The following is a 16,017-nucleotide window of genomic DNA, read 5'->3' on the forward strand; positions in this document are numbered from 1 at the left end:
ACCCGGCTGTGCCAGCTTGATCACGCATCGATTCTGTTGCCGCTGTTGAGCAGTCAGCATCCTGCGCTGCGCAGGTCGGGGCGCTGAGCCCACGATGCGGGGGGCTGCGGCCCGTCCGAGCCGGCGGGATACTCGACGAGCGGCGCTTCGTCGGCTTCCCAGGCTGCCAGCACGGTCTCGACGATGCGCCAGCTCTCCTCGGCCTCGACGTCGCTGATCGACAGCGCCGACTCGCCGGCGAGCATCGATTCCAGAACCGTCGCGTAGGCCGGCACCGGCGGTGCCGCCGGGTCGGTTTCGAACCGCCTCCGTTCGAGATCGAACGGATCGTTCTCACCATTGAGGTCGAGTTCGAGGACCATACCGTCGGTGTCCAGCTTGATCCGCAGGACGTTGGGCCGGGGAGCGTCGTCGGTGAACGGTGAATGGGGGACCGGGCGGAAGTGCACGCAGATCTCCTTCCGGTTGGTGGCCAGCGCCTTGCCGGTGCGCAGCCGGAACGGCACACCCGCCCATCGCCAGTTGTCGATGTGGACGACGAACTCGGCGAAGGTCTCGGTCGACCGGTCCGGGTCCACGCCCTCTTCGTCGACGTACGCGGGCAGCTTCCGTCCGTCGACGTCGCCGGCGCCGTAACGGCCGCGGACGGCGTCGCCGGGGTCGACCGCCCGTACCGCCCGCAGTGCGTCGGCTTTGCGGGACGCCAGTGTCGCCGCATCGAGCGCCTGTGGTGGATCCATCGCGACCAGGGCCAGAATCTGCAACAGATGGTTCTGCAACATGTCGCGTAATGCGCCGGCCCTGTCGTAGTAACGGGCCCGGCTCTCCAGGCCCAGGTCCTCGTCGTAGACGATCTCGACTCTGTCGACGTGCCCGTTGTTCCACAGTGGTTCGAACAACCGGTTGGCAAAGCGCAATCCGAGGATGTTGAGGACCGTGCGCTTGGCGATGAAGTGGTCGATCCGGAACGCCGCATGCTCGGGGACGAGCCGATGCAGCAGATGGTTGAGACGCTGTGCGTCGTTCCCGTCCACACCGAACGGTTTCTCCACCGCGATCACGGTGCCGTCCGGCACGCCGGCCTGCTCCAGCGCGCTCAGCGTGTCGCCGAACAACCCGTTGGGCAAAGCGAGGTAGACCACGGGTGGCCGGGGATCGAACGTGGCGGCTTTCTCCAACGCCGCACGCAGCACCTCGGGATCCGTGACGTCACCGCGCACGTAGCTCAGCGCGTCGACGACCGTGCCCCTGCACGCCTCGTCGGCCGGATCGCCGTGGCGCGCCAGTCGGTCGGTGGCCCAGCGGCGGTAACCGTCGTCGTCGTAGTCGTCGGTGGCCACGGCGACCACGTGCGGCGACGTGCGGCCGGCTGTCAACAGGTGGGCCAGCGAGGGCAACAGCAATCGTCCGGTGAGGTCGCCGGTGCCGCCGAGAATCACCAGCGGTCGGGGGTGCGTGTTCACCGGTTGCCTCCGATCGCCCGGGACAGGTTGATTCCGCTGGAGATGACCCCGATATGGCTGAACGCCTGCGGGAAGTTACCCAGGAACGACCCGTCACGAGGGTCGATCTCCTCGCTGAGGAGTCCCAGGTGGTTTGCGCGGGAGCACAGCGAATCGTAGAGCTCCACCGCTTCGTCCAGCCTGCCCTGGCCGGCCAGGTTGTCGACCAGCCAGAACGAGCACAACAAGAACGCGCCCTCATCACCGTCGAGCCCGTCGGAGGATACGTCGTGGCGATACCGGTAGAGCAGGCCGTCACCTGCGTCCAGCTCACGCCGGACCGCCTCGACGGTGGACACCATCCGCGGGTCGGTGAACTCGACCACGCGACGCAGCGGAAGGGCCAGCAGTGAGCCGTCGAGGCCGCCGCGCGCCGACCCGTCGAGGGAGAGTTGTTCGGTGAACGTCTGTCGGACGGGGTCCCACGCCCCGTCGCGCAGACTCACGCTGATCTCGTCGTGCGCCGACCGCCATGCCTGTGTGGGACACGTGCGGCCGATGAGTTTCGCGATGCGCAGTGCGCGGTCGACGGCGACCTGGCACATCGCCACCGAATAGGTGAACGGACGCCCGCTGTCCCGGATCTCCCAGATGCCGTGATCGGGTGTGCGCCAACTGTCGACGGCAGCGTCGGTCAGCGTCGTCAGCGCTGACCAGAGATGGTCGTCGACCTCGCCGCCGGCTCGCACCCATTGGTAGGCCACGTCGAGCAGTTCGCCGTAGACATCGTGTTGGGTCTGCCCGGATGCCCCGTTGCCCCACCGGACAGGCGCCGAGTTGCGCCATCCCCGCAACTGCGGATCGGTCCGCTCCTCGGAAGGCTGGCCACCGTCGAGTGCGTACATGATCGATGGGCCGCCGTCCCGCTCGGCGCACTCCAGTGTCCAGGACAGGAATGCGTTTGCCTCGCTGGTCAGGCCGATCCGCCGCAGCGCGTACGTGGAGAACGCCGCGTCGCGGACCCAGGTGTAGCGATAGTCCCAATTTCTCTGGCCACCAACCCATTCCGGCAGGGATGAGGTCGCCGCGGCCGTGATGGCACCGGTGGAGGCGTGATCGAGCACTTTCAGGGTCAGCGCTGATCGGCGGACCAGATGGCGTTGCGGGCCTTCGTAGACGATGCCGCTCGCCCAGCGCCGCCACACCTCGGAGGTACTCGCACACTGCGCGCTGGCGGATAAGCCGGTGTGCCCCTGGCGATCCGGGGACCACGACAGCGAGGAGTCGTAGGTTTGGCCGGCGCGCAGGGCGATCGTTGCGGTGAGCGCCCCGTCCTCGGCGGGCCGCAACGGATGCGACGAACGCAGGTGTAAGGGTAGGCCGGGATGGTCGGGTGAGGTGATCGACCACCCGCCGCCAAGGCGATCGAAGTCGCACTGCGCGCGGGGAGCGAATTCGATCTGCAACTCGACGGTGCCCGCGACGACACGGACGAGTCGGACGAACTGGCTGCGCGTCGCCGGTGCGATCTCGGCGAGGTCGGCACCTGTACGGAGCGCGAGGAAGTCGGTCACTTCGACCACGCCGCCGTCTGCCGTCAGCGTTGTCGTCAGTACCGCGGTGTCGTCGGCGTAACGCTGTTCCCCGCTCTGGGCCCCCAGCGGTGTGATGGACCACTGCCCGCCGCGTTCGGCGTCGAGGAGGGAGACGAAAAGCGGAGCGGCGTCGAACTGCGGAAGGCACAGCCAAGGCACGGTGCCGTCGCGGCGCACCAGCGCGCACGTCGCACCGTCACCGATGATGCCGTGGTCCTCGATGGGCAGGTACCCGGCACGGGGGACGAAGGGGCGGGTGGGTGCGACTCCGGGGATCGGGTGGGGCCAGCGATCGCTGTGATCGGACCGGCTCATCGAGGCTCCAGGTTCTCGTCGGGGGATCGAGCAGGTCGACAAGGTGACCTTCAGGTCGGGTCAGCCCGTCGGCGTCGTCGATCTCGTGGTGTGCAGCACACACAGATGCAGGACATGCCCGCTATGAGTACCCGCCCGACCGGTGATCTCAACCGCAGCGTCACCTGGGCGTCGCCGGGTGCGACGTCGACGCGCCGGCGAGGAAGCTCTGCATGCGCCGGTACGCCTCTCTCGCGTTGTCGATCCCACCGTGGCCACCGCCGATTTTCGCAGAGGACGCCGGGTAGTCCCTAGCTCACCGGTCCGGGCCTGCGGCCCCTGATCAGCGTGCCGGGGCGCGCCGCGGTGGGCACACCGTTCTCGGCGATCACCTCGCCGGCGACGATCGTGGCGACGTACCCGTCGGCGGTCTGGTCGAGCCGGCGTCCGCCGGCGGGCAGGTCGCTGACCACGACCGGTTTGTGCAGCCGCAACGCCGCCGCGTCGATGACGTTGAGGTCGGCCTTGTACCCCGGCGCGATTCGGCCGCGATCGGCCAGCCCGGCGACGCCCGCCGGCGTCGACGTCAGCTCCCGCACCGCCTCGGCGACCGACAGCCGGCCCGACGGCCGGTCACGCACCCAGTGCGTCAGCATGTAGGTCGGAAACGATGCGTCGCAGATCATCCCGTAGTGCGCGCCACCGTCACCGAGCCCCAGCACGACGTCGTCGCGGCGGATCAGTTCGGCGACGGTGTCCAGCGATCCGTCCCGGAAGTTCGCCAGCGTGACCAGCAGCATCGCGTGGCCGTCCTCGTCGAGAAGGCGGTCGTAGGCCTCCTCGAGCGGGCTCACGCCGTGGGCCTGCGCGCGGGCGCCGATGGAATCCGACGGTGAGGGCTCGTAGTTCGGGGGGTCGCCGAGCGGGAACATGTAGTTCCAGGCCTGGGCCGCGAACATCAGCGGATGCCCGTCGGATTCCGGCTTGTCGGCCAGGATCCGCTGTCGCACTTCGGGTTTGCGCATCTCGGCGACATGCTCGGCCAACGGCAGCGCGGCGATCTCCCGGTAGGACGGATACGTCACGAACGGGTTGCCCGACAGTTCGAGGCCCAGCACCAGCCCGATGGGCCGGGGGAAGATCTGGGCGGTGATCATGGGCCCGTCTGTCCCGGCGTTGCGGTTGGCCTTCTCGACCATGGTCAGCGCGTCGAGGAAGAACGGGTCCCCGGCGTTGCCGATCGCCAGCGTGAACGTCACGGGCAGGCCGACCTCGGCGGCGACGTCGAAGACCGTCTGAAGCACGGGCTCGTAGTCGCCTGCCACCAGGTCCGGCACGAACTGGATCAGACCGCCGCCTGCGTCGTCGACGCCGCGCGCGATCGCCTCGATCTCGGCGCGGTCGGCGTCGAAGCTCGGGATCGGCCTTCCGCTCTCGGTCTTGTGGAGGGTGAACCGCGACGAGGCGAAGCCCAGCGCGCCGGCGTGCACGGCCTCGGCGGCCAGTTTCCGCATCATGGCGAGATCTTCAGCGGTGGCGGGCTCGCGATCGACGCCGCGTTGCCCCATCACGTACACCCGCAGCGGCGAATGCGGCAGGAACGCCGCCACATCGATGTCACGCCTGCCGGCCGCGACGGCGTCGAGGAACTCCGGGAACGTCTCCCAGTGCCAGGGCAACCCGTCGACCATCACCACGCCGGGGATGTCCTCGACGCCCGCCATCACGTCGACGAGCACGTCGTGGTCGGCCGCCCGGCACGGAGCGAAACCGACACCGCAGTTTCCCATCACGGCCGTCGTCACGCCGTGCGCCGACGATGGTGTCAAGCGGTCCGACCAGATCGCCTGGCCGTCGTAGTGGGTGTGCAGGTCGACGAAGCCGGGGGTGACGAGCAGGCCGGTGGCGTCGATCTCGCGGGCACCCGAACCGTCCACTGTCCCTACCGCGGCGATGGCGCCGTCGCGCACGGCGACGGCCCCGACGAAGGGGTCACCGCCGAGTCCGTCGACGATGGTGCCTCCGCGAATCAGCAGATCGAATGTCATACCCCGAATGTACGGTGAGCCCATGATCGACCACTTCGGAATCAACTGCGCGGATTGGGAGAAGGCGAAGGCCTTCTACGACAAGGTTCTCGGCGTGCTGGGGTACACCCGCCAGATGGACTACCAGGTCGCCATCGGTTACGGCGTCGACGGCAAACCCGACTTCTGGATCGCCGACATGAGCGCAGGCGACGCGGCGGGCCCGAACCGTGAGACGCACTTCGCCTTCCAGGCGGCGGACGCCGAAGCCGTGCAGGCGTTCTACGACGCGGCCCTGGAGGTGGGTGCCGAGTCGCTGCACGCGCCGCGGCTGTGGCCGGAGTACCACCCCGGATACTTCGGAGCGTTCGTGCGCGACCCCGACGGAAACAACGTCGAAGCGGTGTTTCACGGACGTCCGGCCGGCGGCGCCCATGTCTGACATCGACGCGGCACGGGAACTGCTCCGCGACTCGTTCACCCGCCTGATCGAGCACGTCGACGAACTGACCGACGGCCTCACCGACGACGTCGCGTACTATCGGCCGACTCCGGAGGCCAACACCATCGCATGGTTGATCTGGCACAGCGCCCGCATCCAGGACGCGCAGTTGTGCGACATCGCGGGCATCGAGCAGATGTGGTTCCGCGACGGCTGGGTGGACCGGTTCGCGCTCGACCTGCCGCGTGACGCGCACGGCTACGGGCACACCCCGGCGGAGGTGGCCAAGGTGCGCGCGTCGCCGCAGTTGCTGGCCGGCTATTACCACGCGGTGCACAAGGAGTCGCTGGAGTACGTCGCCTCGGTGTCGGCCGACGAACTCGCCAGGGTGGTGGATCAGAACTGGACCCCGCCGGTGACCGCGAGCGCGCGGCTGGTGAGCATCATCGACGATGCCGCGCAGCACCTCGGCCAGGCGGCCTACATCAGGGGCATCGCCAGCTGACCCGGCTCGGTGTGGTCCGGTGGTGGCCCGTCGCGGCGTTGGCGGCCATGACGCTGCTGGGGCTCGCGGTGGGAAGGGGCTCGACGGCGCTGGATGACCGGTTCCAGGAGCTGGGGCAGACGCACCGGCTGCTGGGCAGGCTGCTGGTGTTCACCGACGGCCGGGTCACGCTCACGTTGTGGGCCCTCCTGCTGGCGGTCGTGGTGATCCGGCAGAGGTGGCGGTTGACGGCCGTCGTCGCGGCGGCGCCACCCGTCGGGGTCCTGCTGTCGCGGCTGGCCAAACGCGCGTTCGGCCGGGAGAAGGACGGCGCGATGGCCTACCCGAGCGGGCACACCACGCTCGCGGTGATCGTGTTCGGCCTTGCCGTGCTGATCGCCGGGGCGGCGACGTGGGTGGTGGTCGCGGCCATGGTGGCAACGCTGCTCGGCGTGCTGGGGCAGGGAGTCTCCTACCACTACTTCACCGATGCCGTCGGCGCGGTCTTCCTCGGCACCGCGGTGTTGTGCCTCGCTGTGTGGGCCGCCGGACTTGACAGGTGTCAACCCCGCTGCGACGTGGATCACAGGAGTGGTTAGCATGAGGTTATGACTGCGACGTCCGATGTGGAACTGCCCAACCCGTTCACCGGCACCGGCACCATCAAGAACCCGGCCACCGGGGCCGTGGCCGGCGAGGTGCGGTGGACCGATCCTGCCGATGTGCCGCGCATCGCGGCGAGCCTGCGCACCGCGCAGAAGGAGTGGGAGGCCCGCGGCCCGAAAGGGCGCGCGAAGGTGCTGGCCCGCTACGCGGTGTGGCTCGGTGACCACCGCGCCGAGATCGAATCGCTGCTGATCAAGGAGACCGGCAAGTCCGCGGTGGACGCCGCCCAGGAAGTGCCGCTGATCATCATGATCGCGTCGTACTACATCAAGACGATGGAGAAGGCCCTCGCGCCGGAGACCCGCCCGGCGTCGCTGCCGTTTCTGTCGATCAAGAAGATCACCGTGCACTACCGGCCGCGGCCGGTCGTCGGCGTCATCGCGCCGTGGAACTACCCGGTGGCGAACCTTCTGATGGACACGATCGGGGCGCTCGCCGCGGGCTGTGCCGTGATGCTGAAGCCGTCCGAGCGCACCCCGCTGACCGCCGAACTGCTGTTGCGCGGCTGGATCGACTCGGGCGCTCCCGAGGTGATGGCGATCGTGCAGGGGGCTCGCGAAGCGGTCGAGGCCGTCGTCGACAATTCCGACTACATCCAGTTCACCGGGTCGAGCGCGACCGGCGCCAAGGTGATGGAGCGCGCCGCGCGCCGGTTGACACCGGTGAGCCTGGAACTCGGCGGCAAAGACCCGATGATCGTTCTCGAGGACGCCGACATCGACCTGGCGGCCCACGCCGCGGTGTGGGGTGCGATGTTCAACGCGGGCCAGACGTGTGTGTCGGTGGAACGGGTCTACGTGCTCGAGTCGGTGTACGACCAGTTCGTCGCCGCAGTGGTCCGCGACGTGGAGAAGCTCAAGCAGGGCGCCGGCGACGGCTACGACTTCGGTGCGCTGATCGACGACACTCAGGTCGAGGTGACCGAGCGCCATGTCCGCGACGCGGTGGCCGCGGGGGCGAAGGCCGTGACCGGCGGCGAGCGGAAGGCGGGCTCGGGCAGCTTCTACCCGCCGACGGTGCTGGTCGACGTCGACCATTCGATGGCGTGCATGACCGAGGAGACCTTCGGTCCGACCCTGCCGATCATGAAGGTCGCCAGCGTCGACGAGGCGATCCGGTTGGCCAACGACAGCCCCTACGGGCTCTCCGCGGCGGTCTTCTCCCGCGACATCGAACGCGCGAAAGCCGTTGCCGTGCAGTTGGATTGCGGCGCCGTCAACATCAACGACGTGATCTCCAACCTGATGTGCACCACCGCTCCGATGGGCGGGTGGAAGACCTCGGGCATGGGTGCGCGCTTCGGCGGCGCCGAGGGTCTGCGCAAGTTCTGCCGCCAGGAGGCCGTGGTCGCCCCGCGCACCAACGTCGGCGCCGGCGGCAACTACTACAACAACTCGCCGAAGGCCCTCAAGCGGATGAACACGCTGATGACCAAGATGGCGCTGATCCGGCCGAAGCGCACCGCGAAGTAGTCGACCCGCGGCGCTGGGGCGCGCGGGGCGGGTGGTCGCGCTGGAGAAGCCCACCGACCGGGAACGCACCCAGTGGTACTTCCAGCGCTACGTCAACCATCTGCCCGCGGCCGGCGAGGTCGTGCTGTTCGACCGGTCCTGGTACAACCGCGCCGGCGTGGAGCGGGTGATGGGTTTCTGTACGCAGGAGCAGCACACCGAGTTCACCCGGCAGGTCCCGCTGTTCGAGCAGATGCTGGTCAACGACGGCATCAGCCTGACGAAGTTGTGGTTCTCGGTGACCCGGTCCGAGCAGCGCACCCGCTTCACCATTCGCCAGGTCGACCCGGTGCGGCAGTGGAAACTCTCGCCGACCGACCTGGCCTCGCTCGACAAGTGGGATGCCTACACCGCGGCCAAGGAGGACATGTTCGCGCTCACCGACACCGACATCGCCCCGTGGACCGTGGTCAAGAGCAACGACAAGAAGCGCGCCCGCATCAACGCGATGCGTTATGTGCTCGGTAAGTTCGACTACGACAACAAGGACCGCGGGGTGGTCGCCGAAGCCGATCCCCTCATCGTGGGACGCGCGCTCGCCGACTGACCGAGTCGGGACCGGGCCGCGCCGTCCCGGCAAGGAGGACCTGTGCGGTTTCTCGCCGCGCTGATGTTGTGGCTCGTCACGACCGCCGCGCTGGTGGTCGCGGTGCCGACGGTGTGGGCCCAGGTGACGGTCGTCGGGGAGAGCGGCTATGCCGGGCTGGCGGCCGCGGCGGCGCAGGACCCGCGGCTTCAGGACGCGATGGCCGCGGAGCTGACCACCCAGGTGGTGTCGCTGGGCGCCGACAACGGCTACACCCTCAACCCCGAACTGGTCCGCCAGGTCGCGCTGTCCTACACCCGCAACAGCGGCTTCCCGGGACAGTTCGCGCAGGCGAACAGGATCGCGCACCGGTGGATGTTCACCGGCGCCGTCCCCAGTGGTAACTCCACCGATCAATGGCTCATCGACGTCGCGCCCATGCTGTCGGACCCGTCGTTCGACGCGACGCTGGGCACGCTCGATCTCCAGCTCCCGCCGTCGCTGACGGTGCCGATCACCGTGGACTCGCCCGAGTTGCGGCCGGGCAAGCTGCGCTGGCTGGCGACGTGGGGTCCGTGGGCCGCCGTCGCGACGGCCGTGGTGGCCGCGATGTCCGCCCTGCTGACGCTGGCCGCGGCGCGGTCGCGGGGCAAGGCGCTCACCGCCCTCGGGGTTTCGGCCCTGCTCGTCGGCGCCGCAGGCTGGGCCGGTATCGAGGTGGGTCGCCGCTACGTGAACTCGGCGCTGAATCGCACGACGGGCGATATCCGGACGGTCGCCGAGGTCATGGTGGGCGCCGCCGAAGACAGCCTGCACCTGTGGCTCAACGTCACGCTGGCCGCGGGCGCCGGGCTGGTGGTGCTCGGCGTCATCGCGTCGATGCTCGGTGGCCTGCGGCGAAGCCCGGAGTGATCAGGCGGTGTTCTTGGCGATGAAGCGCTGTAGCAGCGGCCAGATGACGGCAAGGTTGTAGACGACGCCACCGACCAGGTACGGCCACCATGTGCCGTGATCGCTGGCGACCCAGAACGCCTTGGCCGCCCAGTAGGGCGGAAGCACGCCGAAAGCCAGGTTCCATGCCGAGTCGACGAACCAGGGCAGGCAGGGCAGTCCGGCGATGACGATGCCCAGCAGGCGCACCATCGCGATGCCCTGGATCTTGTTGCTCGCCACCGAGACGATGAGCAGCAGCGTCACCACCGACGAGAGGCCGGCCACCATCCCGATCGGGATGAGCGCGGGGACCAGCCCCGGTTGCAGGATTCCGCTGAACGACAGCGTGGCCACGACGTAGACGGTGGTGATCACGACGACGGTGGCCGCGCGGTAGGCGAAGAAGGTGGTCAGCGACACCGGCGTCACCCGTAGCGCGCTCAGCGTGCCCGCGTCGATCTCGTCGAGGACGAGGAACGCCGCGAGGCCGCCGACGATGATGATGCTGGTCAGCAACAGAAGCGCGGTGATCACCAACGGGTAGTAGGGCACCAGGTCGAAGTCGTAACGTCGGGCCAGCGTCGCGGTCAGCGGCGGCACCAGCACAACGGTGCCCACCGTCCAGATCACCGGGGCCAACACCAGCATGACGAGCAGTGGATCGCGATACGTGCCGCGAATATCGTTGCGGCCGAACGCAGCCCAGGAACGAGCCGCCAGCTGTGCCGATGGGTTCATCACAGCACCCCCGGTCGTTCGATGACGTAGCGGCCAAACAACGATCTCGCAAGCAGATACAGCCCGGCCGCGCACACCAGTGGGTACACCAGCGCGTAGGCCACCTGCCACGGCGCGAGCGTCACTTGATCGAAAGCGGCGCCGAACAGCAACAGCGGCCCCTGGGTCGGGATCAGATAGAGCACGGGGTTGGGCCACACGCCGGACAGATGCAGCACCGGAAGCGCCATGACGGCCAGCGGTATCGTGGTCGACAGGAACCAGTCGCTGACCGACGAGAACGGCAGCGACGAGGCGAATCCCGCCAGCAGCATCACCAGCGTCCCCAGCACCACACCGGCGGCCACCGGCAGCAGGACGACACCGCCGCCGTGGGTCAGGACCACCACGATCACGGCGACCACCAGCGAAACAGCCATCAGCACAGTCAGTTTCACCGACAGGTACTCCCAGAATCGCAGTGGGCTGCAGATCACCGCGCCCAGCGTTCGTTCCTGCTTCTCGAAGAAGACCGACCCGCCGATGAAGAAGAACCCGATGATCGTGATGTCACCGACCAGCACGTAGGGCTCGACGATCGGACGCACATGCACAGGCATCGGCAGCAGCACCGTCAGCCACAGCAGGCCGGAGAGCACCGCGGCATGGACGAACCGTTGCCGCACCTGCGTGGTGGTTTCCAGCCGCAACGCGCTCGACCACCTGCTCATACCAGGCTCCTGCCGGTGACGTCGACGAACACGTCGTCGAGGCTGGCTTCCCTGCTGTGAATCGTTTCGACATGGTGGTCGCGCAGCACGGCGTGGAAGCCGACGTCGTCGGCGAGGCTGTCCATCGGGAACTGCGAAGTCTGCAGTGCGCCTTGGGGGTTGCGGTACGCCACCGCCACGAGGCGCCGGCTCCGGGCGATCTTGAGTTCGGCGGGCTTGTCGAGGGCGACGATGCGGCCGTCCACGACAAAGGCGACCCGGTCGCAGAGTTCGTCGGCGGTGGCCATGTCGTGGGTGGTGAGGAAGATGGTGCGACCCCGAGCCTTCAGGTCCAGGATCATGTTCTTGACGGTGCGCGCGTTGACCGGATCCAACCCCGATGTCGGTTCGTCCAGGAACAGCAGCTCGGGGTCGTTGATCAACGACCGCGCGAACGTCAGACGCATCTGCATTCCCTTGGAGTACTTGGCTACTCGGGTGTCGGCGACATCGGTGAGCCCGACGGCCTCGAGGAGGTGCCTCGGGTCCAGGGTTTCTCCGCCGTAGAGCGAGGCGAAGAACTCGAGGTTCTCGGCACCGGTGAGCTTCAGGTAGTGGTTGGGCAGTTCGAAGGACACGCCGATGCGCTGGTAGTAGTCCGGACCCCAGGCTCGGGGATCCTTGCCCCACACCAGGGCCTGGCCGCCGTGGCCGCGCAGCAGGCCGATCAACAGCTTCTGGGTGGTGGACTTGCCTGCCCCGCTGGGCCCGAGGAAACCGAAGATCTCGCCGCGGCTCACGGTGAAGTCCATGCCGCGCACGGCGGGTTCGTCCGTCTTCGGATAGGTGTAGGTCAGTTGCTGAACGTCGATGACGTTCGTCGCGGTGCTCATCGGCTGCTGTGTGCCTTTCGCGGGTAGGGGATATCCACGTTTCCGACCAGACTTCCCGGAGCACCGCCAAGGACTGTACTAGACTTTCAGAAAATATTGAAGGGTATTCGGGATGAGGGGGTTTCGTCGTTGGCTGTAGCGCCCACGCCGCCGGAGTCGCAGCATGCCGCCGAGGAGCTCGCGCTAGTGCTCACCAGCAACGGGCTGCAGCGGATGACCGCGAGAGTGCTGGCGACGCTGCTGTTCACCGAGCAGCCCAGTGTGACGATGGCCGAGTTGGCCGAGGTTCTGCAGGCCAGTGCCGGGTCGATCTCCGGGGCACTCAAGATGCTCACGTCGGTCGGACTGGCCGAGCGGGTGCCGGTCCCGGGCAGCCGCCGGGAGCATTTCCGGCTTCCCGGGGATGCCTGGGCTGTGCTGTTCACCAGCAAGAACGAGACGATGCGCGCGATGCTGGAAGCCGCCGACAAGGGTATCGACGCCACCGACGACCAGGGCCTGGCCCGACAGCGTCTCGCCGAGATGCGGGACTTCTACGGCTTTCTGATGGCGGAGATCCCGGCGCTTCTGGACCGCTGGCACGAGCAGCGGGGCCGCTAGGGCAGCAGCCCGATCTGGCGGTAGACCGCGCGCAGGTAGCGGCGCATCTCGTCGACGTCGGGCGGGTCGGGTTGCAGAACGCGGTAGGTCACCGCGCCGACCATCATGTCGATCGCGACGTCGGCGTCGACGTCGTCGGACACCGTGCCGAGCTCGCGGGCCCGCGCGAGCAACCCCGCCGCGAGACGCCGGCGCGGCAGGATGTAGCGCTCCCAGTAGGCGGCCATCAGCTGAGGGTGACTGACCGCCGAACCGAAGACCCTGGCGACCAGCGCGCGGTACTGATCGGTGGTGACAGTGGTCGCCGCGCGATCGATCGCGGCCTCCACCAACGCGTACGGAGATTCGGTGTCGATCGCCTCCTGCGACGCCCAGCCCGCTTCTCCGGCGACCAGGGTTTCCATCGCCGCGGCGATCAACTCCTCTTTGTTGGCCCACCGCCGGTAGATCGTCGGCTTCCCCACCCCGGCCTTCTTGGCGATCTGCTCCATGCTGGTGCCCTCGACGCCACGTTCGATGAACAGTTGCAGACCGGCCCGCAGGATCGCCAGGTCGGCGGCGGCGTCTCGAGGTCGCCCGCGGCCGGGGGCCGTCGTCATCGCGCGATGCCGGTGGTCAACGCCCTTGTGAGCCAACGGCTCAAGCCCGCAGTGTCGCCGGAATCGCCGCGCCAGGCGAGGTGGCCGTCCGGGCGGACCAGCATCACCTGGGCACCGTCGTAGGTCAGGATCCCGACGTGTTCGCCGAGATGATCGCGGGCCACGCGGGCGGCGCCGACGCCCGGCGCCGAGGCGGGAACCAGCAGTGCCCATCGCCCGCCCAGCTCGCGGTGCAGCATCGAGTCGGCGCCATCGGAGCGGCGGGCACCCATGTCGGGGATCCGGTCACCCGGCCGCGGCTTGCGTCCGGTCCCGCCCAGCGGTCCTTTGCGATAGCTCACCCAGAGCTGCGACGCGGTGTAGGTGATCCAGCGTTGCACCGGCGCGGGCCCGAAGATTCGCGGGGCGATGTGGTCGCGCACGAACCTCGCGAACGGGTTGCGGGCGACGTTGACGCGGGTCACCGCGCTGGTGCCGCGCAGCACGCCGGTGGCGAGTGGGCGACGCTCGGTTTCGTAGGTGTCGAGGAGCGCCTCTGCCGCGAGCCCCTGCACGACCAGGGCGAGCTTGAAGGCCAGGTTCTCGGCATCACCCAGACCGGTCAGCATGCCCTGACCGCCGAACGGGGCGTGCGCATGGGCGGCGTCGCCGGCGATCAGCACCCGCCCGCGCCGGTAGGTGTCTGCGAGCCTGCGGTGGACGGTGAAGACCGACAGCCATTCGGCATCGCCGATGCGTACCCGGCGTCCGGTGCGCTCCGGGACGACGTGCCTGATTCTCTCGAGAATGTCGCGCTCGGTGGGCTTTTCGTCGTGGCCGGGGTCGTAGACGAACAGCCGCCACAGATCGCCGCGGTCGGTGTCGTCGGGCATCGGCATCGCGCCGACGATCCCGTCGGGGTGCACCCAGCCCGTGGTGCCGCCGCGGTCGAGGTCCCAGTCCATGTGGACGTCGGCCAGCAGAAAGCGTTCGGAGAGTTTGACGCCGGGGAAGTCGATGCCGACGAGCTTGCGGGTGATGCTCGAGGTGCCGTCACAGCCGACGATCCACCCGGCCCGAATCCGCGTGCCGTCCTGGAGTTCGGCCACGATGCCGTCGTGCTCCTGCTGCAGGCCGATCAGGCCGTTGCCCCATTCCGGGATGGTGCCGAGTTCGGCGAGCCGGGCGCGCAGTGCCGCCTCGACCTTGGCCTGCGACACGACCATCGGTGGTGCGGCGGTGCGCATCCGGGGGTCGCCGAACTCCAGCGTCATCAGGGGGCGATCGCCGAGGTAGTTGGTGATGCGCATGGCCCGCAACGACTCGTCGGGCAGGGCGCCGAGCGCGCCGATCCGGCCGAGTACCTCCGAGCCGCGGGCGTGCAGGAAGTTCGCGCGTGACGTCGTCGCCGGACCGGGGGCGCGCTCGACGACATGAACCGACACCCCATGCAGGCGCAGCGAGCAGGCCAGCGTCAGCCCCGTCGGGCCCGCTCCCACCACCACGACGTCGGTGTCAACCACGGGCAATATAATAACGAAACGGACCCGTAATTTAAAGAGTTGCCTCTGTCCTCTCGCCGGAATTGCATTCCAGCCGGATTTTTGCGAGAGCGGGCCTGCCGGAATGCAATTCCGGCGGCGGTTTGTCAGGGCTCGATCACGTGTGAGGGGTCCGGACGCTTCTCCGGCGGTGCCTGGCTGTAGTCACCCCACGGCCCGTCGCGCCGCGCGACCGCGGCCCGCACCCCGTCGGCGGCGGCGGTGTCGATGAACCGCAATGCCTCGGGGGTGTTGCGCATCAGACCGTCGAGGATCCCGCCGAGCGTCTGGGTCGACGCCAGCCCCATGTTCTCGTAGGCCTGGTTCACGATCAGCTTCTGGGCCTGCAGTTGTGACAGCGGGATGCGCGCCAATTTGCCTGCGATCTCGGCGACGCGGGCCTCGAGGCGTTCGAACGGCACCGACTCGTTGATGAGCTCGACTGCGGCGGCCTCCGTTCCGGTGAGAGGTTCACCGGTCAGCGAGTGCCACTTCACCTTTGCCAGCGACAACCGGTAGAGCCACATCCCCGTCAGGTAGGCGCCCCACATGCGGGCGTACGGCGTCCCGATGACGGCGTCGTCGCTGGCGATGACGAGGTCGGCGCACAGCGCGTAGTCGCTGGCCCCGCCCACACACCACCCGTGCACCTGGGCGATGACCGGCTTGGACGCCCGCCAGATCGCCATGAACTTCTGCGTGGGCCCGGTCTCGCGGGCGCTCACCATGGCGAAATCCTTGCCGGGATCCCACCGGCCGTCGGTGTTCATCGCCTCGCCCCACTGCTGGAATCCGCCGCCGAAGTCGTAGCCGCCCGAGAACGCCCGCCCGGCGCCACGCAGCACGATGACCTTGACCGCGGGGTCGCGCTCGGCGAGCCTGATCGCGGCCTCGATCTCGTCGGGCATCGGGGGCACGATGGTGTTGAGGTGCTCCGGGCGGTTCAGGGTGATGGTCGCCACGGCGGAGTCGGCCCGGTACAGCAGGGTCTCGAAATCAGTCGTCACGGATAGAACGTATCCCGCCCCGCGACGGCGCGGTTGACAAGAATTTCGTTC

At 68.4% G+C, this 16,017-nt stretch carries 15 protein-coding genes and 1 pseudogene; 7 read left to right on the top strand and 9 right to left on the bottom strand.

The genetic code is table 11. The features are described from left to right. Positions 1-53 precede the first annotated feature (53 nt). The 3 genes from H7I57_RS08935 to H7I57_RS08945 all read right to left on the bottom strand — a co-directional run bounded on the left by H7I57_RS08935 (position 54) and on the right by H7I57_RS08945 (position 5,379). Positions 54-1,463 carry a glucose-6-phosphate dehydrogenase gene (locus H7I57_RS08935; protein ID WP_264023069.1) on the bottom strand — a complete coding sequence of 470 codons (1,410 nt, stop codon included), beginning with the start codon at positions 1,461-1,463 and terminating at the stop codon, positions 54-56. Further along, positions 1,460-3,352 (bottom strand): glycoside hydrolase family 15 protein, encoded by a 1,893-nt coding sequence (locus tag H7I57_RS08940; RefSeq protein ID WP_264023070.1) that lies wholly within the window; start codon positions 3,350-3,352, stop codon positions 1,460-1,462. Before H7I57_RS08940 ends, H7I57_RS08935 begins: the two co-directional genes overlap by 4 nt. A gap of 290 nt (positions 3,353-3,642) precedes the next feature. After that, positions 3,643-5,379: an N-acyl-D-amino-acid deacylase family protein gene (locus tag H7I57_RS08945; protein WP_264023071.1), complete on the bottom strand. Its 1,737-nt coding sequence runs from the start codon at positions 5,377-5,379 to the stop codon at positions 3,643-3,645. 22 nt (positions 5,380-5,401) lie between these two features. On the opposite strand from H7I57_RS08945, the gene H7I57_RS08950 reads away from it, so the two are divergent. The 6 genes and pseudogenes from H7I57_RS08950 (at position 5,402) to H7I57_RS08975 (ending at position 9,899) form a co-directional block, all read left to right on the top strand. After that, on the top strand, positions 5,402-5,800 hold the full coding sequence (locus tag H7I57_RS08950) for a VOC family protein (protein ID WP_264023072.1): 399 nt from the start codon (positions 5,402-5,404) through the stop codon (positions 5,798-5,800). Further along, positions 5,793-6,305 (top strand): mycothiol transferase, encoded by a 513-nt coding sequence (locus H7I57_RS08955; protein ID WP_264023074.1) that lies wholly within the window; start codon positions 5,793-5,795, stop codon positions 6,303-6,305. The genes H7I57_RS08950 and H7I57_RS08955 overlap by 8 nt, the downstream gene beginning before the upstream one ends. A gap of 11 nt (positions 6,306-6,316) precedes the next feature. Continuing rightward, complete coding sequence (locus H7I57_RS08960; RefSeq protein ID WP_264023075.1) at positions 6,317-6,883, top strand: phosphatase PAP2 family protein; 567 nt, start codon at positions 6,317-6,319, stop codon at positions 6,881-6,883. A 9-nt stretch (positions 6,884-6,892) separates the two neighbouring features. Next, entirely contained in the window at positions 6,893-8,422 is a 1,530-nt protein-coding gene (locus H7I57_RS08965) for an aldehyde dehydrogenase family protein (RefSeq protein ID WP_264023076.1), read from the top strand. Positions 8,423-8,441: 19 nt separating this feature from the next. Then, positions 8,442-9,008, top strand: a pseudogene (locus tag H7I57_RS08970) (polyphosphate kinase 2 family protein); the annotation flags it as partial. 42 nt (positions 9,009-9,050) lie between these two features. Then, complete coding sequence (locus H7I57_RS08975; protein WP_264023078.1) at positions 9,051-9,899, top strand: hypothetical protein; 849 nt, start codon at positions 9,051-9,053, stop codon at positions 9,897-9,899. Here H7I57_RS08975 and H7I57_RS08980 read toward each other — a convergent pair whose 3' ends face one another. The 3 genes from H7I57_RS08980 to H7I57_RS08990 are packed head-to-tail and all read right to left on the bottom strand — an operon-like array spanning position 9,900 to position 12,240. Further along, positions 9,900-10,658 (bottom strand): Rv2686c family ABC transporter permease subunit, encoded by a 759-nt coding sequence (locus tag H7I57_RS08980; RefSeq protein ID WP_264023079.1) that lies wholly within the window; start codon positions 10,656-10,658, stop codon positions 9,900-9,902. Then, positions 10,658-11,368: a fluoroquinolone export ABC transporter permease subunit gene (locus tag H7I57_RS08985; protein ID WP_264023081.1), complete on the bottom strand. Its 711-nt coding sequence runs from the start codon at positions 11,366-11,368 to the stop codon at positions 10,658-10,660. The genes H7I57_RS08980 and H7I57_RS08985 overlap by 1 nt, the downstream gene beginning before the upstream one ends. Then, a complete protein-coding gene (locus H7I57_RS08990) occupies positions 11,365-12,240 on the bottom strand; it encodes an ABC transporter ATP-binding protein (protein WP_264023082.1) in 876 nt (291 codons plus the stop codon). Before H7I57_RS08990 ends, H7I57_RS08985 begins: the two co-directional genes overlap by 4 nt. A gap of 213 nt (positions 12,241-12,453) precedes the next feature. Between H7I57_RS08990 and H7I57_RS08995 the strand changes: the two genes are divergently transcribed. Then, positions 12,454-12,840: a GbsR/MarR family transcriptional regulator gene (locus tag H7I57_RS08995; RefSeq protein WP_264023217.1), complete on the top strand. Its 387-nt coding sequence runs from the start codon at positions 12,454-12,456 to the stop codon at positions 12,838-12,840. Here the strand turns inward: H7I57_RS08995 and H7I57_RS09000 are convergent. From H7I57_RS09000 to H7I57_RS09010, 3 genes are all read right to left on the bottom strand, one after another. Then, positions 12,837-13,439 (bottom strand): TetR/AcrR family transcriptional regulator, encoded by a 603-nt coding sequence (locus H7I57_RS09000; RefSeq protein WP_264023083.1) that lies wholly within the window; start codon positions 13,437-13,439, stop codon positions 12,837-12,839. The genes H7I57_RS08995 and H7I57_RS09000 overlap by 4 nt on opposite strands. Then, positions 13,436-14,941, bottom strand: a complete 1,506-nt coding sequence (locus tag H7I57_RS09005; protein WP_264023084.1) for an FAD-dependent oxidoreductase — start codon at positions 14,939-14,941, stop codon at positions 13,436-13,438. The genes H7I57_RS09000 and H7I57_RS09005 overlap by 4 nt, the downstream gene beginning before the upstream one ends. A gap of 125 nt (positions 14,942-15,066) precedes the next feature. Next, entirely contained in the window at positions 15,067-15,966 is a 900-nt protein-coding gene (locus H7I57_RS09010; RefSeq protein WP_264023085.1) for a crotonase/enoyl-CoA hydratase family protein, read from the bottom strand. Positions 15,967-16,017: the final 51 nt, after the last annotated feature.

This window comes from Mycolicibacterium pyrenivorans, assembly GCF_025821625.1.
Taxonomy (GTDB): Bacteria; Actinomycetota; Actinomycetes; order Mycobacteriales; family Mycobacteriaceae; genus Mycobacterium; species Mycobacterium pyrenivorans.

What these genes read in the sequence shown, in the direction of transcription:
- H7I57_RS08940 (WP_264023070.1), bottom strand. Translation starts at nt 3,352, where the DNA reads ATGAGCCGGTCCGATCACAGCGATCGCTGGCCCCACCCGATCCCCGGA.
- H7I57_RS08945 (WP_264023071.1), bottom strand. Translation starts at nt 5,379, where the DNA reads ATGACATTCGATCTGCTGATTCGCGGAGGCACCATCGTCGACGGACTC.
- H7I57_RS08950 (WP_264023072.1), top strand. Translation starts at nt 5,402, where the DNA reads ATGATCGACCACTTCGGAATCAACTGCGCGGATTGGGAGAAGGCGAAG.
- H7I57_RS08955 (WP_264023074.1), top strand. Translation starts at nt 5,793, where the DNA reads ATGTCTGACATCGACGCGGCACGGGAACTGCTCCGCGACTCGTTCACC.
- H7I57_RS08965 (WP_264023076.1), top strand. Translation starts at nt 6,893, where the DNA reads ATGACTGCGACGTCCGATGTGGAACTGCCCAACCCGTTCACCGGCACC.
- H7I57_RS08980 (WP_264023079.1), bottom strand. Translation starts at nt 10,658, where the DNA reads ATGAACCCATCGGCACAGCTGGCGGCTCGTTCCTGGGCTGCGTTCGGC.
- H7I57_RS08985 (WP_264023081.1), bottom strand. Translation starts at nt 11,368, where the DNA reads ATGAGCAGGTGGTCGAGCGCGTTGCGGCTGGAAACCACCACGCAGGTG.
- H7I57_RS08990 (WP_264023082.1), bottom strand. Translation starts at nt 12,240, where the DNA reads ATGAGCACCGCGACGAACGTCATCGACGTTCAGCAACTGACCTACACC.
- H7I57_RS08995 (WP_264023217.1), top strand. Translation starts at nt 12,454, where the DNA reads ATGACCGCGAGAGTGCTGGCGACGCTGCTGTTCACCGAGCAGCCCAGT.
- H7I57_RS09000 (WP_264023083.1), bottom strand. Translation starts at nt 13,439, where the DNA reads ATGACGACGGCCCCCGGCCGCGGGCGACCTCGAGACGCCGCCGCCGAC.